We start from the raw sequence: 19624 nt of genomic DNA on the forward strand, positions 1-19624 counted from the left end.
GAAACGCGGCGCGCAACGAGGCTCCGGTTTTCCGGATCATACGGTGGCAGGGCAGGACGGGCTATGGATGCGCGGTCGGACAGGAACGCAATACCGTTTGCGGTCGATCTCGACGGCACGCTGATTGCTACCGACCTGTTGTGGGAAGGGCTGTTCATCCTTCTCAAGAAGAACCCGCTCTATATCTTCCTCGTGCCTTTCTGGGCCGCCCGAGGGCCGGCCCGGTTGAAGCAGGCGATCGCCCAGCGCATCGACATCGATCCGGCAACGCTGCCCTATCGCGAGGCGTTGCTCTGCCGTCTCCGGACCGAGCACGCCGAAGGCCGTAAGATCGTGCTGGCGACGGGCACGCCGCGCAAATTCGCCGATGCCATCGCTGCCCATCTCGGAATTTTCGACCGGGTGCTGGCCACCGACGGTTTCGACAATCTCACCTCCGGCAAGAAGCGCGCCTCACTGATCGCGGCCTATGGCGACGGCGGCTTCGATTATGCCGGCAACAGCCGACACGACCTCCAGGTCTTCGACTCGGCGCGTACGGCAATCGTCGTAGCGCCCGACCGTCATGCCGCGCGCTGGCAGGCAGCCCACGGCGCCGAGACGATGCCGACGCCGAAGCCGACATTGCGGACCGTCGTCAAGATGTTGCGGGTGCATCAGTGGCTCAAAAACTCGCTGATCGCCGTGCCGATGGTGCTGTCGCATGAATATTTCAACACCGACATGATCTGGGAATGCCTGCTGGCATTCGTTTCGTTCAGCGCCGTGGCCTCGGCCATCTACATCCTCAACGATTTCTTCGACCTTGCGCTCGACCGCAAGCACGCCACCAAGCGCAACCGGCCGTTCGCCAGTGGTGCGCTGTCGATCCCGTTCGGCCTTGGCGCGATCGCGGTGCTGCTGGCGATCGGCATCGCCACCGGGTTGCTGTTGTCGCCCGAATTCCTGGCCGTGCTTGGCGGCTACATGGTGGTCACGACGGCCTATTCGCTGTCGTTCAAGCGCATGCTGCTTGTCGACGTGCTGACGCTTGCCGGCCTCTACACGATCCGTGTCCTGGCGGGTGCGGCCGCGACCGGTGTCGACGTCTCGTTCTGGCTGCTCGCTTTCTCGATCTTCTTCTTCCTGTCGCTGGCGCTGGTGAAGCGCTTCGTCGAACTGCGCACCACCGCCATTCCGCCCGGCGAACGCATTGCCGGCCGTGGCTATCGCACCGAAGACCAGGAGATCGTTGCCCAGGCCGGCATGGCTTCGGCCTTCTCCTCGGCGCTGGTTCTGGCGCTCTACATGGACAGCGTCGCGGTGCGCGAGCTTTATCCGCATCCGTGGCTGATCTGGCCGCTGGCGCCGATCGTGCTTTATCTCACCATGCGCGTCTGGATCCTGGCGCGCCGCGACGAGATGCATGACGACCCGGTCGTCTTCATCATCCGCGACTGGCGCAGCCAAATCGTTGTGCTGATCGGCGCGGTGATGCTGGTCATCGGGGGCTGGTAGGGGATGGCCGAACGCTTCCAGAGCTTTGGTCTTGCCACGCCGCCGGCGCCACGAGCGATCGGTGCAGATGACGGCATTGCCTTGCTGAAGGGCGGCCAACCCAAGCCGGCGTCGCTGCTCGCCTATGGCAACGGGCGTTCCTACGGCGATTCCTGCCAGAACGAGGCCGGCACGGTCGTCGACATGCGGTCTTTGAACACCATCCGCGCCTTCAATGCCGAGACAGGCCTTCTTGAAGCCGATGCCGGCGTGCTGCTGTCCGACATCATCGCACACGCTGCCCCTTACGGCTTCTTCCCGGCGGTTGTTCCAGGCACGCAATTCGTCACGCTCGGCGGCGCCATCGCCAATGACGTGCATGGCAAGAACCATCATCGGCGCGGCACCTTCGGCTGTCATGTCGAGACTTTGACGCTGCTCAGGTCCGACGGAAAGACCCGTCGCTGTGCTGCGACCGACAATGCGCGGCTGTTTCGGGCGACGATCGGCGGCATGGGGCTAACCGGCCTCATCCTGTCGGCCTCGATCCGGCTGATGCGGGTGCCTTCGCTCGACATCGTCGAGACGGCGACGCCGTTTCGCGATCTCGGCGAATTTTTCGGTCTGGCCGAGGCGGCCGACCAGGCCAATGAATATGCGGTCGCCTGGATCGACCAACTGGCCGGCGGCCGCAACAGTGGCCGCGGCCTGCTGTTCACGGGCAATCACGCCGAGCACGGTTCGCATGCCGCCGCGCGCGCCGGTTGCACGCTATCGGTGCCGGTCCAGCCACCGTTCAATGTCCTCAACCGGCCGTTCCTGACCGCCTTCAACGCCGCCTACCGGTGGAAGAAGGGCCGGTCCGCGGCGCCGCGCCAGGTCGGATACCAGGGCTTCTTCTTTCCGCTTGATGGCGTGCGCGACTGGAACCGGCTTTACGGACCGAAGGGACTTTTCCAGCACCAGAGCGTGATGCCGGAAGAGACAGCGCGCGAAGCGGTGTCGGCGCTGCTGGCGGCTGCAAGGCAGGGCGGGCAGGGGTCGTTCCTCACGGTGCTGAAGCGGTTCGGCTCGATCCGCTCGCCGGCACTGCTGTCGTTCCCGCGTCCCGGCTATACGCTGACGTTGGATTTCCCCAACAGAGGAGCGGCAACGCTTGCGCTGCTTCGGGAACTCGACCGCATCGCGGTCGAGGCCGGCGGCGCGGTCAACCCCTATAAGGATGCCCGCATGGGCGCCGACATCTTCGCTTCGTCCTTTCCCGAATGGCAGCGGCTGGAAGCGTTGCGCGATCCCGCCTTCATGTCGTCATTCTGGGCTCGGACGGCAAGAAAACTCGATACGCGGCGCGGTACGGTCGAGGCGGCGGAATAGATAAAACTTGAGTAATTCTTGATTATCAAATCGTTAAATTGACGATTCACTCAAAACATTTTCGTGGCTTCACGAAATATTTGCGGGTTTGTAATAGGAAGCGTGAAGGGGTGGTTGGGAACACATGAAATACATCGTCTTCATTCTCTTTACGGTCATGACCAATGCCGCTGCGCAGCTGATGCTGAAGCAAGGTATGATGTCGCTGGGGCCGATCTCGTTCGAGGGCATCAATCCCCTGGTCAAGCTGTTGCAGATCGTCTTCAGCCCCTGGGTGTTCCTTGGCCTGTGCACCTTCGTCATCTCGATGGCCTCGCACCTCTATGTGCTGTCCAAGGTCGAGCTTTCCTTCGCCTATCCGTTCCTCAGCCTCGCCTATGTCGCCGTTGCCATCTTCGCGTATTTCGTCTTCCGCGAGGACCTCAATGGCTGGCGCATCGCCGGCATCGCCTGCATTTGCGTCGGCACGGTGCTGATCGCGCAAAGCGGGCGCGGGCATGAGGCGCAAACGGCTTCGCTTTCCTCCGACAAGATTCACAGCGAGACTATCCAATGAGACATGTGATTTTCGGTGGCGACGGTTTCGTCGGTCGCCATCTTGCCCCGAAGCTTGTCGCCGATGGTGAAGAGGTTGTCGTCGCCGACATCGTCAGGAGCGACCTGCCGCATTACCGCAATGTCCGCTTTATCAAGTGCGATGTCACCGATCCGGCCTCGGTCGCCGCGGTTGGGCTGAAGGCCGACGACATGGTCTACAATTTGTCGGCCAAGATGCTGTCGCCGATCCAGGTTCGCGCCAAGCGGCATGATTTCTTCTTTCCGGTGAATTTCCATGGCACCGAGCACATCATGCAGGCGATGGACAAGGCCGGCGCATCCAAGCTCGTCCATTATACCACCGACATGATCTACGGCCACACGGTCACCCAGCCGATGACCGAGGAGCATCCGGTCGCGCCGCTTGGCGAATATGGCTGGTCGAAGCAGAAGACCGAGGAACTTGCCGCCGAATGGCGCAAGCGTGGCATGTCGATCTCGCTGTTTCGCCCGCGCCTGATCATCGGTCCCGGCCGGCTCGGCATTCTGGAAAAACTGTTCAAGCTGATCGACTGGAGTTTTCCGGTGCCGATGATCGGTTCGGGCAGAAATCCCTACCAGTTCATCTCGGTGTTCGACTGCGCCGAGGCCGCGCGCGCCGCCTGGAAGGCCGGGGTGCCTGATGAGGCCTATAATCTGGGCTCGCTCAACCCGCCGCCGGTCAAGAAACTGCTCGGCGACCTGATCAGGCATGCCGGTTCTAAATCGGTCCTGATCCCTACCCCGGGCTGGGCGGTGAAGCGCACGCTCGACCTGCTCGACCTGATGAACATGCCGATCATGGATCCGGAGCAATATCTGATCGCCGACGAAGAGTGCGTCCTCGATGTCTCCAAGGCGGAGCGCCAGCTCGGCTGGGTGCCGCAATATCGCGACGAGGACATGCTGATCGCCGCTTACAGCGAGTACCGCGCCAAGAAGGCCGGTCACGCCGTCGCCACCAAACATGTGCCCGCCGAATAGCGGCTCGCAAAACAGCTTTCGTTGCGCACGATCCTGGTCATGCGCGCAGACAGGAGATTGAAATGACCGTCATGGCCAAGCCCGAACAGACGAGCGCGCGCACCATGGTCAGCGCGCCGGCGCTGTCGCCCGCCACCATCGCCAAGCCCGACCTGATCAGCGTCGAGCAGGCCAAGGCGATGGACGTCGCTGCGATGACCGACCTGTTCAAGGCGCATCTCAACCCCGGGCAGCTGCATTTCATGAAGCTGCTCGGCTTCCACAAGGTCAAGATCGAGCGCGCCGAGGGCATGTTCTACATCGACCAGAACGGCCGCAAGATCCTCGACTTCTTCGGCGGTTTCGGTTCGCTGGCCTTCGGCCACAACCATCCGCGCATTCTGGAAGCGCGGAAAAAATTCCAGGAGGAGAAGCGCCAGGAGATCGCCATCGCCTTCATGTCGCAATATGCGGCGGCCCTGGCGCACAACATCGCCAAATGCTCACCGGGCGATCTCGACATGGTGTTCCTTGGCTCGTCAGGCTCCGAAGCGATGGAAGCGGCGGTCAAGCTCGCCGAGCGCGCCGCAGGCCCGAAGCGGCCGAAAATCGCCTATGCCGAGAATTCCTTCCACGGCAAGACCAAGGGCGTGCTGGGCATCACCGACGGCCAGCTTTATCGCGCCGACTTCAAGATGGCGGACAATACGGTCCGCATCCCATTTGCCGACATTGAAGCGGTCGAGCGCCTGTTCCGCTCCGACCCGGAGGTCGGTGTCATCGTGCTCGAAACCATCCAGGGCGGCGGCGGCATCATCCAGGCTCCCGCCGAATACTGGCAGAAGCTGCGCGCGCTCTGCGACCAATATGGGGTGCTGTGGGTCGCCGACGAAGTGCAGTGCGGCTATGGCCGCTCGGGCCGCTTCTATGCCTTCGAGCATTACGGCGTGGTTCCTGACGTGACGGCGCTGGCCAAGTCGCTTGGTGCCGGCAAGGCGGCGGTCGGGGCCATGATTGCCCGGCGCGAGGTCTACATGAAGGCCTACGGCACGCCGAAGACGGCGATGATCCATGCGATGGCAACCTTCGGCGGCATGGGCGAGGCCTGCATCACCTCGATCGAGGGGCTCAACGTGCTCTATGACGAGGGGCTGATCGACAACGCCGCCGTCACCGGCGATTACCTGCTGCAGCGGCTGCAGGCGCTCAAGGACAAATACCCGAAGATCATCAAGGACGTGCGTGGCAAAGGTTTCATGGTCGGCCTGGAGTTCCACGACTTCTCGCAGACCTTGCCGATGGTGCTGCGGCCGATCGTCAGCGTGCTCGACGACAAGCTGAAAGGCTCGCTGTCCGGCTTCGTCGGTGCGCTCTTGCTGCGTGACTACGACGTGCTGGTCGCCTTCACCGAATACAATCGCAACGTCATCCGGCTCGAGCCGCCACTGATCTGCCAGCGCGAGCATGTCGATCGCTTCGTCGATGCCTTCGACAGCCTGCTGTCGCGCGGCATCGTGTCGATCGTCAAGGATTTCGTCAAAAGCCAAGTCCGTTAAAGCGAGGTCGCTGAGCAAAATCATGCTGACCAAGTCCCCCGCTGAGAAAAACCCACTCGACCGGCTCACCGAGGCCGGCCTGACGTGGGGCGAGGGGACCTATGCGCGTTTGGCGGCACCTATCGGCGCGGCGGCTTTCGCGCTCTACATCCTGCTGACGGCGTTCACGGCATGGGTGATGCCGGACGCCAACTGGGACATGCTGCCCTATCTCGCCATCGCCGAGGAAGGCACCTATCCCGATGCGCAGGTGCTGCACGACTATGCCTACAGCACCGTCAAGGCCGGCGTGTCGGCGGGCGACTACAAGACGCTGACCGATGATGGTGGCGGCTTCCGCAGCCATATGGCGGAGAATGCCGCCGACTTCCATTCGCTGCTCGGCATGTACCGGATCAAGTTCCTCTACGCCGAGATCCTGTCGACCATGAGTTCGGCGATGTCGCCGGTCGAGGCGATGCGGCTGGTCTCGGTGTTGTCCGTGTTGTTGTTCGGCACGATCGCGCTGCTCTGGCTGCGCTCGGAGCATGCACTGGCGCTGGCGCCTGTGGTCGGCGCGGTGCTGATCATGGCCGACTTCGGCGATGCGGCGCGTGCCTCGACACCTGACCTGTTGTGCTCGGCACTGTTCCTCGGTGGGCTTTACGCCTATGTCCGCGGCCGCGAGGCGCCTACGGCGATCCTGCTCTTCCTCGCCTTCATGGCGCGGCCGGACAACATTGTTTTCCTTGCCATTTTCGCTGTGCTGCTGGTCGTGTTCAGGCAGAAGGCGTGGGGTGCTCTGGCCGGCTTTGTGGCGTCCTTCGTCGCCTATTTCGCCATTTCGCACTGGGCCCATCACCCCGGCTGGTGGCCGCATCTGTGGTTCTCCAGCATCGAGCAGCACTACAATATGGACGGGTTCGAGCCGCCATTCTCGATCGCTGCCTATCTGCGGGCGTTTGCCACATCGCTGCTGCGGGCCGTCAGCCTGAACAGCTGGGTCGGCGTGTCGGTCCTGGCTTTGGCCGGCTGGTATGCGGCAAGCCGCGCCGGCTTTCGCCTCGAGCGTCGCGCCGGCATCCTTTTTGCAGCACTGGTGCTCGGCGTGCTGGCGAAATTCGCCGTGTTTCCGATCCACGACACCCGCATCTATTTCCCCAATCTGATCCCGCCGTTCCTGCTGCTGGCGACGCCGCTGATGGCGCCGTGGGCGACAGTGACGCGTGGCCAGCAGCGCGCCGCCCTGCACGTCATTCCCGGAGAGAAGTCATGAGTTCCGTATCCAACCTGGCGCGCGTTGCCCTGTCGCTCGGTCTTCCCGTTGGACTTCTCGATCGCGGGCCGTCGTTGCGCGGCACGAAATTCCTGACCAAGGCGGCGCTGAAGGCACGCTTCGGCGGATCAGGACGACCGTTCCAGATGGTCAATGTCGGCGCCTGCGACGGCGCGTTGTTCGATGATGTCACGCCTTGGCTAAATCGCATAGCTGGTGCACGCGCCATGCTGGTCGAGCCGATCCCGTACAATCAGAAACGGTTGCGCGCCAACTATCCCGACACGAGCCGGTTCATCATCGAGCCGGTGGCTGTCACCAAGACGAAGGGCACGATCACCGTCCACACCTTCGATGCCGCAGCACTCGAGGCAGGCACGTTGCCGATCGAGTTCATCGGCTGCTCGTCGGTGACCGACACCAATCTGATGTCGGGCAAGAATGCCTGGGGCGAGGCCGACGCCAACTTCAACAAGTTCGCGCCGCATCTGAGAGACATCGAAGTGCCGTCGGAAACGCTGCAGACCCTGCTCGACCGCAACGGCATCAGCCACATCGATGCCTTCCTCGTCGATTGCGAGGGCGCCGACTGGGTCGTCTTCGAACAACTCGACCTCAAGCGCTATCGCCCAGGCATGATCAAGGTCGAGGTCGGTGCGCTGCCGGCGGCCGAGATCGGCCAGGTCGTGGTCAAGCTGAAGACATCAGGCTATCAGGTCGGCTTCCAGGCTGAGGATGTGTGGGCCTTCGCTTGAGCTGATCTTCCGGCAGAAATAGAAAACCGCCCTAGGCGCTTGATGTGAACCATTCGGTCGTCTGGTCGCTCGGCTTTTTGCCAATGTCGCAAACAGGCTTCATCAGCGCCACCGCTCCGCCCTATAGTCCGCCCGCTTTATCACTTTGGAGTCGCGGGCAATGGCAGAGTTTCCGAAAAAGGCGAAGGTCGTCATCGTTGGCCTGGGCGGCATTGTCGGTGCATCGATCGCCCATCACCTGATCGAACGCGGCTGGGACGATATTGTCGGCATCGACAAGTCCGGCATCCCGACCGACATCGGCTCGACCGCGCATGCCTCCGATTTCTGCTACACCACCAGCCATGATTTCCTGTCGTGCTGGACGACGCTGTACTCCATCGATTTCTACGAGAGGATGGGCCACTACGCGCGCATCGGCGGCCTCGAAGTGGCTCGCGTCGGCGACGACAGCCGCATGGACGAGATCAAGCGCAAGATCGCCTCGGCCAAGGCCTTTGGCACGCGCGCCCGCCTGATCGAACCGGCCGAGATCAAGCAAAAGTTTCCGCTGATCGAAGAAGGGATGGTGCAGGGCGGCCTGTGGGATCCCGATGCCGGTCTCGTCATCCCGCGTTCGCAGACCGTCGCCGGCAAGCTGGTCGACCAGGCGGAAGCCTCCGGCAAGCTCAAATCCTTCGCCAACACTCCGGCAAAGTCGCTCATCGTCAAAGACGGCCGCATCACTGGCGTGGTGACCGATCGCGGCACGATCGAGGCCGATTATGTCGTGGTCTGCGCCGGCATATGGGGCCGGCTGATCGCGGAGATGGTCGGCGAGGATCTGCCTGTCATGCCGATTGACCATCCGCTCACCTTCTTCGGCCCGTACAACGAGTTCGCCGGCACCGGCAAGGAGATCGGCTGGCCGCTGCTGCGTGATCAGGGCAATTCGGCCTACATGCGTGACACCGGCGATCCCAAGACCGCCGAGGGCGGGCAGATCGAATGGGGCTATTACGAAGAGACCAATCCACGCCTTTGCCATCCGCGCGACCTGCTGGAGAAGGACCAGGCTCGGCTTTCGCCTTCGCAGCGCGATCTCGACATGGAGCAGATCCTGGGACCGCTCGAACGCGCCATGGAACTGACGCCGATCCTGGGCGAACTCGGCTACAACGAGAGCCATTCCTTCAATGGTCTCTTGCAGGTGACGGCGGATGGCGGCCCGTCGATGGGCGAAAGCCAGAAGGTGAGGGGCCTGTGGTATGCCGTCGCCATCTGGGTCAAGGACGGGCCCGGCATGGGCAAGCTGATCGCCGACTGGATGACAGACGGCCGCACGGCGATCGACCATCACGCCATCGATTATGCGCGTTTCTATCCGCACCAGACGAAGGAGCAGTTCATCTGGGACCGCTGCACCGAGACGGCGATGAAGGTCTACAATCCGGCGGTGCATCCGCGCGAGCCCTTCTCCAAGGCCCGCAACATCAGGCGCTCGCCGTTCTGGGAGCGCGAAAATGAACTCGGCGGCTATTTTATGGAACTCGGCGGCTGGGAGCGCGCCCACGGCTATGCCGCCAACGAGCATCTTCTGGAAAAATACGGCAACCGCGTGCCGGTGCGCGAGAACGAGTGGGACAACCGCCATTTCTGGCGCGTTTCCAATGCCGAACACCTCGCCATGAGCGAGGATTGCGGCATCGTCAACCTGTCGCACTTCTCGATGTATGACATCGAAGGGCCGGATCATGTCGCGTTACTGGAATGGCTGTGCGCGGCTAAGATCGGCGGCGACAACAATATCGGCAAGGGCATCTACACCCACTTCCTCGACGAGGAAGGCATGGTGCGCGCTGACTTCACTGTCATCCGAATGGCTGACCGCTGTCGTTTGATCGACGGGGCGGACGCCGGCCCGCGCGACTTCCAGTACATGCGCCGCACCGCGCAGGACAAAGGTTTCGACGTCACCATCACCGACGTGACCGAGAAATATGTCACCATCGGCATCTGGGGTCCGAATGCCCGGGCGACCTTGCAGAAGGTGGTCGAGAATCCGGGCGGGCTCTCGATTGAAAACTTCCCGTTCGCGGCGATCAAGCCGGTCCGGATCGGCGGCAAGGACGTCACCGCCTTCCGCATCTCCTATGTCGGCGAGCAGGGCTGGGAATTGCATATGCGCTACGAGGATGGTCTCGCCGTCTGGGACGCGCTGCGCTCGACCGGCGTTATGCCCTTTGGCGTCGAAACCTATGCCAACACGCGCCGCATGGAAAAGAGCCTGCGCCTGCAGAATGCCGACCTGCTGACCGAGTACAATCTGCTCGAAGCCGATCTAGCCCGTCCGAAGGTCAAGGAGAACGATTTCTGCGGCAAGGCCAGGCATGTCGAGTACCGCGCGCGCGAGCACCAGCCGGCCACGCTGTGCACGCTGGTGATGACCGAGAATGTCGATTCGAAAGGCGTTGCCCGCTATCCCGTCGGCACGATGCCGGTGATGGATCCGAAGACGGGCGAAACGCTGGTCGACGAACTCGGGCGCCGGTCGTTCACGACGTCGATGGCCTATGGTCCGACCATCGGCAAGAACATCGGCCTCGCCTATCTGCCGTGGGCGTTTGCCCAGGAAGGCCGCAAGCTCGCCATCGAGTATTTCGGTGAGACCTATCCGGTTGAAGTCGCGGCGGTCGGCTACAAGCCGCTCTATGACCCGGAAAACCTCAAGCCGCGCAGCTGAGCGCCGGCAAGCGCGAAACAGCGTGAACGCGAAGCCCGGCTCTTGGCCGGGCTTTTCACTTCTTAATCGGACGATTCTCGCTTACCCTTGCGGCATGTCTGCTTTTTCATGCGCGAGACATGTCTTGTCGGGCGGCGCCGCGATCGCAATGATGCTCTGGCTGACGCCGGTGTCCCTCGCGGATGAACCGGTCGATGTCGAGCTGGTGCTGGCCGTCGATGTTTCCCTGTCGATGTCGCCCGATGAACTTGAGATCCAGCGGCACGGCTACGCGGCGGCGCTGACGCACGACAACGTGCTGCAGGCGATCGCCGATGGCGTCCATGGCAAGATCGCGGTTACCTATGTCGAGTGGGCCGGCACCACCTGGCAACGCGTCATCGTGCCGTGGACGGTGATCGCCAATCGCGCCGACGCGGAGCGTGTGGTTGCGCAATTGTCGGCCCAGCCGCCCGGCAGCGCGCGGCGCACCTCGATCTCCGGCGCGCTGGAGTTCGGCAGCGATCTTTTTGCTGAAAGCGGCTACCAGGGAGACAAGCGAGTCATCGACATTTCGGGTGACGGCCCCAACAACCAGGGCGCGCCGGTCAACCTCACCCGCGACGGGCTGGTCAAGCAAGGCATCGTCATCAACGGACTGCCGCTGATGACCCGAGGCGGCTTTTCCGGCGCCTACGACGTCAACAATCTCGATCGCTACTACAGCGACTGTGTCATCGGCGGTCCTGGGGCCTTCATGATCCCGGTCAACGACTGGACGCAATTTCCCGAAGCCATACGCCGCAAGCTGGTGCTGGAACTTGCCGGCCCAGCCTCACCGCAATGGGCGGCGGAAGAAGCCGCGCATCCGCCTGTTGTATTGGCGCAGGACGCGCCCGTCAGCGATTGCCTGGTCGGCGAGAAAATGTGGCGCAACCGCAGCTGGATGTTCGACAGCCGCTAGGCTTGCCTCTCCAGCGGAAGCAATGGCAAACTGGCGAGGCCGCGCGATCGGGCGGCGGGGGCCGCGGTCAGAACCGAGGAAAACACCAGATGAAACGTCTTGCCATCCTGACTGCTGTCGCATCCCTGCTTTGTGCTGACGGCGCCAGCGCCCAATACAATGATGAGCCCGCCTGCATCATGTTCGAGCACGCAAATTTTCGCGGGCGGTCTATCGGCATGGGGTCCGACGATTCCGTGAATTTTCGCGGCGGTCAGTTCTGGAACGACCGTGTGTCGTCGGTGATCGTCCGCCGGGGTTGCACGCTCGTTGCCTATGAGGACTCGCGGATGGGCGGCCGTTCGATCGAGATCAGGCGCAGGGTCCGTAATTTCGGCGGCAGCGAGTGGAACGACCGCATCTCGTCGGCGGAGTGTTATTGCAACGACTACTAAAGGCATGCCGGATTTCTGGCGGCTGATGCCGTTTCGGCGGCGGGCGGGCGATCCAGTGGGGCTATCGGCGCCGGCCCGCGTTGCACCTCACCATCCTGTTCATTGACAAGCCGATTGCCCTCTGTGACACAATTTCCTCAGAGAAAACAAAAGGGGAACTGACATGACCAGGATCGCCGTTCTTGCCTTTGCCGCCGGCTTGTCCGCACCGGCGATGGCTGCCACATCTGTCACCATCGGCATCAGCGGCTGGACCGGCTTCGCGCCGCTGACGCTTGCCAAACAGGCAGGCCTGTTCGAGAAGCACGGCCTCGACGTGACCTTGAAGAAGGTGCCGCAAGCGAGCCGGCCGCTCGCCATCGCCAGCGGCGACCTGCAATGCGCCGCCACCACGGTCGAGACCTGGCTGGTCTGGAATGCCAGCGGTGTCACCACCAAGCAGATCTTCCAGCTCGACAAGTCCTATGGCGCCGACGGCATCGTCGTCCGCAACGACATCAAGACCGTCGCCGATCTCAAGGGCAAGAATGTCGCGTCCTCGGCACCGGGCACGTCGCCCTACTTCATGCTCGCCTGGGTGCTGAACAAGAACGGCATGTCGACCAAGGATGTGACCGTCGTCAACCTGGAGCCGGACGCGGCGGCGCAGGCCTTCCTCGCCGGTCAGAACGACGCCGCCGTCACCTATGAGCCGTTCATCTCGGCGGTGCGAGGCAAATCCGACCAGGGCCATATCCTAGCGACGACGCTCGACTACCCGATGGTGCTCGACACGGTCGGTTGCACGCCAGAGTTCCTCAAGGCCAATCCCGATGCCGCCAAAGCACTTGCCGACAGCTATTTCGAAGCGCTCGACCTGATCAAGAGCGATCCGCAGAAATCCTACGAGATCATGGGCGCGGACGTGAAGCAGTCGGCCAAGGAATTCGAGGATTCGGCGAAGTACCTGAAATGGGCCGACAAGGCCGAGAACAAACAGTTCTTCACCAAGGAATTCCAGGACTTTTCCAAGACGGCCGGCGATCTTCTGCTGCAGATGGGGCTGATCAAGGAAGCGCCCGACGTCGCCACGCTGGCCGACACCAGCGCGGTGTCGAACTGACAGTCCAGCGTTCGGCCATCTCGCGGCGGCGCTCGGCGCCGCCGTTTTCTCCTGGACAAGTGACGATTTGAAGATGGGGACGATTTGAAGATGCGCCCCTTGCATCCAGTCTCGCCGGGCATCCGAACCGTGCTCGGCATCTCCTTCTTCGTGCTGTTCGTGGCCTTCTGGGCGTGGATCACGCTTGGCGGCCACGTCAATCGCATCTTCCTCGCCGATCCGCTGTCGATGCTGCGGGATGGCTTGCGGCTGCTGGTCGAGGATCGCTTTTGGCTCGACATACTGATCACCATCTGGCGCGTCTTCGGCGGCTTCCTGCTGGCCTCGGTCGTCGCGGTGCCGCTCGGCATCGCGATGGGCGCCTGGAAGCCGGTGGAGGCGTTCCTGGAGCCTTTCGTCTCCTTTGCCCGTTACCTGCCGGCCTCGGCCTTCATTCCGCTGCTTATCCTGTGGGCCGGCATTGGCGAACTGGAAAAACTGCTCGTCATCTTCGTCGGCTCGGTGTTCCAGATCATCCTGATCATCGCGGTCAAGGTCGGCAGCACGCGCCGCGACCTAGTCGAGGCTGCCTATACGCTGGGCTCCACCAACAACGGCATCGTCAGCCGTGTGATCATGCCGGCCAATGCGCCGGAGATCGCCGAGACGTTGCGGCTGGTGCTCGGCTGGGCCTGGACCTATGTCATCGTCGCCGAGCTGATCGGCTCGTCCTCCGGCATCGGCTACATGATCATCAACAGCCAGTCGCGGCTGGCGACGGGGCAGATCATCTTCGGCATCATCGTCATCGGGCTGATCGGACTGTTGTCCGATTTCGCTTTCAAGGCCTTCAACCGCTGGCTCTTTCCGTGGAGCCTGGCGTGAGCAAGCTTCTCATCGAGGGCGTTTCGCGAACGTTCGCCGGCGTGCGCGGCGGGGAGCCGGTCAAGGCGCTGATGCCGGTCGACCTGGCGGTCGCCGCCAACGACTTCATCACCATCCTGGGTCCATCGGGCTGCGGAAAGTCGACTTTGCTCAGAATTGTCGCCGGCCTGGAAGCGCCAAGCGAAGGCCGGGTGCTGCTCGACGGCAAGGCGGTGACCCGGCCGGGGCCGGATCGCGGCATGGTCTTCCAGTCCTACACGCTGTTTCCCTGGCTGACTGTGGCCGAGAATATCGCCTTCGGCCTGCGCGAACGCGGTATCCCCGAAAAGGAGCGTGACGGGATCGTTGCTTCCTATATCGATCTCGTCGGGCTGAAAGGGTTTGAGAGCCATTGGCCGAAGCAGCTTTCCGGCGGCATGCAGCAGCGCACGGCTATAGCCCGTGCGCTGGCCAACGATCCCGAGATCCTGTTGCTCGACGAGCCGTTCGGCGCGCTCGACAACCAGACGCGCGGGTTGATGCAGGAGCTGCTGCTCGGCATCTGGGAGCGTCGCAAGAAAACGGTGCTGTTCGTCACCCACGACATCGAAGAGGCGATCTTCATGGCGTCGCGCGTGATCGTGATGACGGCCCGGCCCGGCCGCATCAAGTCGGACGTCGCCATCGACCTGCCGCATCCGCGCCACTACACGCTGAAGACCAGCCCGGAATTCTCGGCGCTGAAGGCACGACTGACCGAGGATATCCGCGTCGAGGCGATGCGCACGGCGCAGGCGCAGAGCGCCTAGGCAACCTTGATCCGCCGGCTCAGGCCGCCAGCAATTGCTTGCGGTCGACGCGCTCCTGCTGCGGCGAGCGGGCATAGAGCTCGCGGTAGCATTTGGAGAAATGCGAGGCCGAGACGAAGCCGCAGGCGACCGCCACCTCGACCACCGGCATCGACGACTGGATCAGCAGGTGCCTGGCGCGGTCGAGCCGGATTTCCAGATAGTACCGGGCAGGGGAGCGTCCCATCTCGGTGCGGAACAGCCGCTCGATCTGGCGGCGCGACAGGTCTACATGGTCGGCGATCTCGATCAGCGACAGCGGTTCGGAAAGGTTCGCCTCCATCAGTTCGATGATGGTCAGCACCTTCGAGTTCTGTACGCCGAGGCGGGCGCGTAGCGGCAGGCGCTGGCGGTCAGTCGGGCTGCGCACGCGGTCGGTCAGCACCTGCTCGCAGACGCGGTTGACGAGGTTTTCGTCGAAATCGTCGCCGATTAGCTTCAGCATCATGTCGAGTGCCGCGGTGCCGCCGGCGCAGGTGTAGATATTCTGATCGATCTCGAAGAGGTCGGCAAAAACATTGGCCTTCGGGAACGCCTCGGAAAAGCCCGGCAGGTTCTCCCAGTGGATGGCGCAGCGCTTATTGGACAGCAGGCCCGCGGCGGCAAGGATATGCGCGCCAGTGCACAGGCCGCCAACGGCGACGCCGCGATTGTACTCCTCGCGCAGCCAGGCGAAGGCCGACTTGTTCTGATAGCGCTCGACATTGACGCCGCTGCAGACGATGGCCATGTTCGGCCGGTCGGGGCCCGCCATCTTCTTGCGCTCTTCCTCCAGCGAGGTGTTGACCGCGCATTCGACCCCGTTCGAGGCACGCACCGGTTTGCCGTCGATGCTGGCGAGACGCCAGCGATAGGCCTCATAGCCAAGCATGCGGTTGGCCGAGCGCAACGGGTCGAGCGCGGTCGCAAACGCGATCATGGTGAAATCGGGAATAAGAAAGAATACAAACGATCGCTTGATCGGATGCTTTACGGCGTTCAAGGGAACCTCACGCAGCCATGACGCGAACAGGATGTCGCGATTAGCATAGCGACATCAGGAAAAACCATGTCTGTCAATCGGCTACGCGGCCAGGACACGATTAAATTTGCGACATGGGTCGCAAATGGGCAATCGGGTGTTCAGCGAGGCCTGCACGAGACGCCCAACTGTTCAGGAACAGCAAGATCACGCTTGCGGCGGAAACAAAAACGCCGCCTTGGGAGGAACCAGGCGGCGTTGCAGTTTTAAAGCAGCGGCAGGGAAGCGCTGCCTGCAAAAAAGATCAGGCGACGAAGCCGAGGCGCGCCGCAGCCATCGCGCCGGTCTGGCCGGGCATGGTGTTGGCAAGGCGCTGACGCTCGAGAGCGGTGGTCAGGTTCATTTCACGGCGGGCGAAGAGGCGGGCAAAAAGCTTCATGATCATCTCCATTCGGTTGCTCAGACGGGTCGCCTTCGCTTGATGGAGTGGGGCAGCTCGTTTGCTGACGCTGATATAGGCTTGTGCTGCGTAAAACTAAATCGCAAAAGCGAAGCGCTTGTTATGAAATGCGACACCGATTGCGACAATTTTGGGCAACATGCTCGAAATTTACGATTGTTTACAAGGGACTAATTGGGAAACCGGGCCGCTATGCGGCTTGCTCATATGCGTCATGCGCTGGCGACATGGCTCCAAAACTCGTTTGAATACAAATAAAACAGAGAAGGCCTGCCGGGCGGGCCGCGCGGCAGGCCTTCAGCACATGGTACACACGATTTACTTTGCTCCAGCCCAGGATCCGACGCCGTTGCGAATGCCGGTCTTGGTGTCGGCAGCTTCAGGCCAGCCGATGTCCTTCTGCAGTTCGATCGGCAGAGAGTGGATAGCGCGTTCGGTCTGGTAGCGGGCGCGGGCTGCGCTGAATTCGGTCGCGATCCGACCGATGGACGACAGGATAGACATTTCTTTCTCCTTTGGTGCTGGCAGATGCCAGACGGTGAGTTGGTTACGTCGCTTTTGTTTCAACCGCATTTCGTGTCGATTGCAGGTTTGTGTCGTGGTCGTTTCGTGGTCACGTCCAATGCGTCCTGCCTCGATGGTGTTGACTATCGTCCCAATCTGATGTTCAATCAAACGAAATGGAATGATCCTTTGTATCAGAAAAATTGAAGGTCGCTTCCCATGAACGCCCCACTCAATCACCCACTGCCACTGCTCGATCTCGACGTTTTGCGCACTTTCGTGGCGATTGCCGAGACAGGCAGCTTCACCACCGCCGCCAATGCCGTCTTCCGCACGCCGTCGGCCGTCTCCATGCAGATCAAGAAGCTGGAGGACATTCTCGGCCGCTCGGTGTTCGCGCGCGACGCACGCTCGGTGTCTCTCACCACCGATGGCGAAATGCTGCTCGGCTATGCCCGCAGGCTGCTGTCGATCAACCGCGAGGTGGTGTCGAAATTCATCATTCCCGAGATTGTCGGCGTTGTCCGGCTCGGCTCGCCGGATGACTATGGCGAGCGCGTGCTGCCGCATGTGCTGAAGCGTTTTGCGCAATCGCATCCGTCGATCGCGGTCGATGTCACCATCGACCAGAGCAGCAATCTGCGCCGGCGCATGGACGACCGCGCGCTCGACATCACGCTCTTGACCAACTCCTACAAGACCAGTGCGCTCGGCGCCGAGGTTCTGCTCACCGAGCCGATCGTCTGGGCCGGTGCCAAGGGCGGCTGCGCGCATCTGCGCGAACCCTTGCCGGTATCGCTCTGGGAAGAGGGCTGCGCCTGGCGGGCCGGCGCACTTGAGGCGCTTGGACGCGAAGGCCGCAACTATCGCATCGCCTATATGAGTGCGCACACGGCCGGCCAGCGCGCCGCGATCATGTCCGATCTCGCCGTGGCGCCGCTGCCGAAGTCATTCCTCGGCAACGACATGGTTGAACTCTGCCCGAAGGACGGCATGCCCGACATCGGCACTTACAATCTGGCGATGGTGGTGGCGCCGGACGCCAGCGCGCCTGTCAAGGCCGTCGCCGACCATATCCGCGCGACCTTCGAAGTGTTCCGGGAAACCGGCAAGTTCTGATGCGCCGGCTGTGAACCGGGTTTCAGTGCTCAGCGACCTTATCACATATGGCAAGCCGATTGACGTTCTGGCTGCAAACGTAAGCGACCTGGGTTGGTCCGAGACGCCAGTGGTCGTCCTGACCACTTATCATATTTTGAGTGTGCTCCGACGGTTCCAGGAAGGAGAGCTCACCGCTGCGGACGTGGAGGCTTGGGCAGATCTGATCGAATGCAGGGAAGATATCGACTACCAGCCAGAGCGAGATGAAGACATAGTGGAAGCAATTTTCGTGCTGGCCAATCCGGTGTTGAATGGTTCGCTAGATGAAGCCTTGACCGACCAGGTGATCGCCTCGATCTCGGCTTGACCAAAGGTTTTTTCCCCGGCCAGGAAGGTCACGATGCTGTCGCGCGCCCGCCGTGCTTCAGGCATGTCGATCAGTGGCCAAACGTGGAACATACCTTCCTCGTAGACGACCTCGACCTCGACGCCTGCGGCGCGCGCCTTTTGCGCGAAGATCAGATTGTCAGGACTGAGGAGGTCGTGCGAGCCGGTTAGGAGCAGCGTTTTCGGCAGCACCGAGAGGTCGCCATAGAGCGGGCTGATGTGCCAGTCGCTGCGATCGAAGCCGGCGCTGTAGAGCCGGACAGCCTCCATCCCGCCCGAAATGCCCAGCCAGGGGTCGCGGCGTTCGGCCTCGAACACTTCGGGGTTGGAAAGCGACATGTCGAGGCCGGGCGAAATCAGCACATGGCGCGACGGCAGGGGCAGGGCCTGTTCCGCGGCCATCATGGTCAGCACGACGGCCATGTTGCCGCCGGCGGAATCGCCCATGAAGACGATATCCTCGGCCTCCGTCTCGTCGAGCATCTGGCGGTAGACGTCGCCGACCATACCGAACATGGCGTGGAAATCGTGTTCGGGGGCGATAGGATAGATCGGCACGGTGATGCTGTAGCCCAGCCGGTCGGCCATGTCGGCGATCAGGTGCCAGTGATAGGGCGTGATTTCAAAGACATAGGCGCCGCCGTGCAGATAGAGCATCCGCTTCTGCTCGCCGGCCTTGGGGGCGATTTCATAGACGGGGAAGCCATCGACCGTATGCATCTGGATGTCGAGACGCTGATGCAGTGAGGCGGGAGGTTGGTGGTTCTCGGTCTTGCGCGCGGCAGCGATCCAGCGCTGCAGGTTTTCCGGGCTGGAAAACGCCTTCTTGCGGCTGTGCCGGAGCACGAAGGACACAACGTGGCTTTTCAAACTTGGCATGGCGGATACACGAACTTCGGCGGCAGCCGACTAAGAGAATTCCCCTCTCTGGCGAAGATCGTGCCGTGGCCGAAAATGTCAAGTTATACGCTATGTCTACACGGTGGTGTGATCCGCGCCGCGGTGCTTGCGCCGACGATCAACGCCGCAGCAGAAGCGCGGCGCGCAGCCTAGTGTTGCCAGGCGCCGAGGCCGCATGGGGGCTCCGACGCCTGACGAGCAGCTTGCATTTGTCGGCGAATGTCATCAGCGCGCCGTACCCAGAAGCAGCGAGATGAGCTCGGCCTGCGGGTCGTTCGGCGGCGATGCCGGCCAACCAATGTCCTTCTGGACATGCGGCGGCAGGCTGTTCATGGCCCGGATCGACTTCTTCCTGTCGTGGGCAAACTTGATGGCCGCACCATAACGGCCGAGGCTCTCGAACATCGACATTTTGGTTTCCTCCGGAAGGTCACTGCGGCAGGAAGACATTTCCGGCCGGCCTT

The 19624-nt window shown here is 62.2% G+C and carries 19 protein-coding genes; 14 read left to right on the top strand and 5 right to left on the bottom strand.

Translation table 11 applies throughout. The features are described 5' to 3' along the window. Positions 1 to 63: 63 nt before the first annotated feature. From AC0ZT5_RS10675 to AC0ZT5_RS10735, 13 genes are all read left to right on the top strand, one after another. Entirely contained in the window at positions 64 to 1497 is a 1434-nt protein-coding gene (locus AC0ZT5_RS10675; RefSeq protein ID WP_488496420.1) for a UbiA family prenyltransferase, read from the top strand. A gap of 3 nt (positions 1498 to 1500) precedes the next feature. Beyond that, positions 1501 to 2850, top strand: coding sequence for an FAD-binding oxidoreductase (locus AC0ZT5_RS10680; RefSeq protein WP_488496421.1), 1350 nt, complete (start codon positions 1501 to 1503; stop codon positions 2848 to 2850). 124 nt (positions 2851 to 2974) lie between these two features. Further along, entirely contained in the window at positions 2975 to 3406 is a 432-nt protein-coding gene (locus tag AC0ZT5_RS10685) for an EamA family transporter (protein WP_488496422.1), read from the top strand. Beyond that, complete coding sequence (locus tag AC0ZT5_RS10690) at positions 3403 to 4410, top strand: NAD-dependent epimerase/dehydratase family protein (protein WP_488496423.1); 1008 nt, start codon at positions 3403 to 3405, stop codon at positions 4408 to 4410. Before AC0ZT5_RS10685 ends, AC0ZT5_RS10690 begins: the two co-directional genes overlap by 4 nt. A 104-nt stretch (positions 4411 to 4514) precedes the next feature. Then, the gene (locus AC0ZT5_RS10695) at positions 4515 to 5945 is read left to right on the top strand and encodes an aspartate aminotransferase family protein (protein WP_488496448.1); all 1431 of its coding nucleotides are present in this window, start codon (positions 4515 to 4517) and stop codon (positions 5943 to 5945) included. A 22-nt stretch (positions 5946 to 5967) separates the two neighbouring features. Beyond that, positions 5968 to 7200, top strand: a complete 1233-nt coding sequence (locus AC0ZT5_RS10700) for a hypothetical protein (protein ID WP_488496424.1) — start codon at positions 5968 to 5970, stop codon at positions 7198 to 7200. Continuing rightward, positions 7197 to 7955, top strand: coding sequence for an FkbM family methyltransferase (locus AC0ZT5_RS10705; protein WP_488496425.1), 759 nt, complete (start codon positions 7197 to 7199; stop codon positions 7953 to 7955). Before AC0ZT5_RS10700 ends, AC0ZT5_RS10705 begins: the two co-directional genes overlap by 4 nt. Before the next feature lie 160 nt (positions 7956 to 8115). After that, the gene (locus AC0ZT5_RS10710; protein ID WP_488496426.1) at positions 8116 to 10677 is read left to right on the top strand and encodes a GcvT family protein; all 2562 of its coding nucleotides are present in this window, start codon (positions 8116 to 8118) and stop codon (positions 10675 to 10677) included. Positions 10678 to 10771: 94 nt separating this feature from the next. After that, the gene (locus AC0ZT5_RS10715; RefSeq protein WP_488496427.1) at positions 10772 to 11620 is read left to right on the top strand and encodes a DUF1194 domain-containing protein; all 849 of its coding nucleotides are present in this window, start codon (positions 10772 to 10774) and stop codon (positions 11618 to 11620) included. A gap of 89 nt (positions 11621 to 11709) precedes the next feature. Further along, the gene (locus tag AC0ZT5_RS10720; protein ID WP_477418654.1) at positions 11710 to 12054 is read left to right on the top strand and encodes a peptidase inhibitor family I36 protein; all 345 of its coding nucleotides are present in this window, start codon (positions 11710 to 11712) and stop codon (positions 12052 to 12054) included. A 163-nt stretch (positions 12055 to 12217) separates the two neighbouring features. Beyond that, positions 12218 to 13156, top strand: a complete 939-nt coding sequence (locus AC0ZT5_RS10725) for an ABC transporter substrate-binding protein (protein WP_488496428.1) — start codon at positions 12218 to 12220, stop codon at positions 13154 to 13156. A 90-nt stretch (positions 13157 to 13246) separates the two neighbouring features. Then, entirely contained in the window at positions 13247 to 14020 is a 774-nt protein-coding gene (locus tag AC0ZT5_RS10730; RefSeq protein WP_488496429.1) for an ABC transporter permease, read from the top strand. Beyond that, entirely contained in the window at positions 14017 to 14808 is a 792-nt protein-coding gene (locus tag AC0ZT5_RS10735; protein ID WP_488496430.1) for an ABC transporter ATP-binding protein, read from the top strand. Before AC0ZT5_RS10730 ends, AC0ZT5_RS10735 begins: the two co-directional genes overlap by 4 nt. A 19-nt stretch (positions 14809 to 14827) precedes the next feature. Here AC0ZT5_RS10735 and AC0ZT5_RS10740 read toward each other — a convergent pair whose 3' ends face one another. The 3 genes from AC0ZT5_RS10740 to AC0ZT5_RS10750 form a co-directional block, all read right to left on the bottom strand. Continuing rightward, on the bottom strand, positions 14828 to 15766 hold the full coding sequence (locus AC0ZT5_RS10740) for a GlxA family transcriptional regulator (protein ID WP_425352300.1): 939 nt from the start codon (positions 15764 to 15766) through the stop codon (positions 14828 to 14830). Positions 15767 to 16112: 346 nt separating this feature from the next. Beyond that, the gene (locus AC0ZT5_RS10745; RefSeq protein WP_013894968.1) at positions 16113 to 16247 is read right to left on the bottom strand and encodes a hypothetical protein; all 135 of its coding nucleotides are present in this window, start codon (positions 16245 to 16247) and stop codon (positions 16113 to 16115) included. A gap of 339 nt (positions 16248 to 16586) precedes the next feature. Then, positions 16587 to 16772 carry a hypothetical protein gene (locus AC0ZT5_RS10750; RefSeq protein ID WP_184874366.1) on the bottom strand — a complete coding sequence of 62 codons (186 nt, stop codon included), beginning with the start codon at positions 16770 to 16772 and terminating at the stop codon, positions 16587 to 16589. A 219-nt stretch (positions 16773 to 16991) separates the two neighbouring features. Here AC0ZT5_RS10750 and AC0ZT5_RS10755 point away from each other — a divergent pair, with 219 nt between their 5' ends. Next, the gene (locus AC0ZT5_RS10755) at positions 16992 to 17891 is read left to right on the top strand and encodes a LysR substrate-binding domain-containing protein (protein ID WP_095087339.1); all 900 of its coding nucleotides are present in this window, start codon (positions 16992 to 16994) and stop codon (positions 17889 to 17891) included. 228 nt (positions 17892 to 18119) lie between these two features. On the opposite strand, the gene AC0ZT5_RS10760 is transcribed toward AC0ZT5_RS10755, so the two are convergent. Next, the gene (locus tag AC0ZT5_RS10760; RefSeq protein ID WP_488496431.1) at positions 18120 to 19139 is read right to left on the bottom strand and encodes an alpha/beta hydrolase fold domain-containing protein; all 1020 of its coding nucleotides are present in this window, start codon (positions 19137 to 19139) and stop codon (positions 18120 to 18122) included. A gap of 246 nt (positions 19140 to 19385) precedes the next feature. Further along, positions 19386 to 19571, bottom strand: coding sequence for a hypothetical protein (locus AC0ZT5_RS10765; protein WP_477418643.1), 186 nt, complete (start codon positions 19569 to 19571; stop codon positions 19386 to 19388). Positions 19572 to 19624 lie beyond the last annotated feature (53 nt).

Source organism: Mesorhizobium sp. CNPSo 4670 (assembly GCF_057784235.1).

Bases quoted from the DNA above. Each gene is read 5' to 3' on its own strand.
- AC0ZT5_RS10675 (WP_488496420.1), top strand. From the start codon at position 64: ATGGATGCGCGGTCGGACAGGAACGCAATACCGTTTGCGGTCGATCTC.
- AC0ZT5_RS10680 (WP_488496421.1), top strand. From the start codon at position 1,501: ATGGCCGAACGCTTCCAGAGCTTTGGTCTTGCCACGCCGCCGGCGCCA.
- AC0ZT5_RS10685 (WP_488496422.1), top strand. From the start codon at position 2,975: ATGAAATACATCGTCTTCATTCTCTTTACGGTCATGACCAATGCCGCT.
- AC0ZT5_RS10690 (WP_488496423.1), top strand. From the start codon at position 3,403: ATGAGACATGTGATTTTCGGTGGCGACGGTTTCGTCGGTCGCCATCTT.
- AC0ZT5_RS10695 (WP_488496448.1), top strand. From the start codon at position 4,515: ATGGTCAGCGCGCCGGCGCTGTCGCCCGCCACCATCGCCAAGCCCGAC.
- AC0ZT5_RS10700 (WP_488496424.1), top strand. From the start codon at position 5,968: ATGCTGACCAAGTCCCCCGCTGAGAAAAACCCACTCGACCGGCTCACC.
- AC0ZT5_RS10705 (WP_488496425.1), top strand. From the start codon at position 7,197: ATGAGTTCCGTATCCAACCTGGCGCGCGTTGCCCTGTCGCTCGGTCTT.
- AC0ZT5_RS10710 (WP_488496426.1), top strand. From the start codon at position 8,116: ATGGCAGAGTTTCCGAAAAAGGCGAAGGTCGTCATCGTTGGCCTGGGC.
- AC0ZT5_RS10715 (WP_488496427.1), top strand. From the start codon at position 10,772: ATGTCTGCTTTTTCATGCGCGAGACATGTCTTGTCGGGCGGCGCCGCG.
- AC0ZT5_RS10720 (WP_477418654.1), top strand. From the start codon at position 11,710: ATGAAACGTCTTGCCATCCTGACTGCTGTCGCATCCCTGCTTTGTGCT.
- AC0ZT5_RS10725 (WP_488496428.1), top strand. From the start codon at position 12,218: ATGACCAGGATCGCCGTTCTTGCCTTTGCCGCCGGCTTGTCCGCACCG.
- AC0ZT5_RS10730 (WP_488496429.1), top strand. From the start codon at position 13,247: ATGCGCCCCTTGCATCCAGTCTCGCCGGGCATCCGAACCGTGCTCGGC.
- AC0ZT5_RS10740 (WP_425352300.1), bottom strand. From the start codon at position 15,766: ATGATCGCGTTTGCGACCGCGCTCGACCCGTTGCGCTCGGCCAACCGC.
- AC0ZT5_RS10745 (WP_013894968.1), bottom strand. From the start codon at position 16,247: ATGAAGCTTTTTGCCCGCCTCTTCGCCCGCCGTGAAATGAACCTGACC.
- AC0ZT5_RS10750 (WP_184874366.1), bottom strand. From the start codon at position 16,772: ATGTCTATCCTGTCGTCCATCGGTCGGATCGCGACCGAATTCAGCGCA.
- AC0ZT5_RS10755 (WP_095087339.1), top strand. From the start codon at position 16,992: ATGAACGCCCCACTCAATCACCCACTGCCACTGCTCGATCTCGACGTT.
- AC0ZT5_RS10760 (WP_488496431.1), bottom strand. From the start codon at position 19,139: ATGCCAAGTTTGAAAAGCCACGTTGTGTCCTTCGTGCTCCGGCACAGC.
- AC0ZT5_RS10765 (WP_477418643.1), bottom strand. From the start codon at position 19,571: ATGTCGATGTTCGAGAGCCTCGGCCGTTATGGTGCGGCCATCAAGTTT.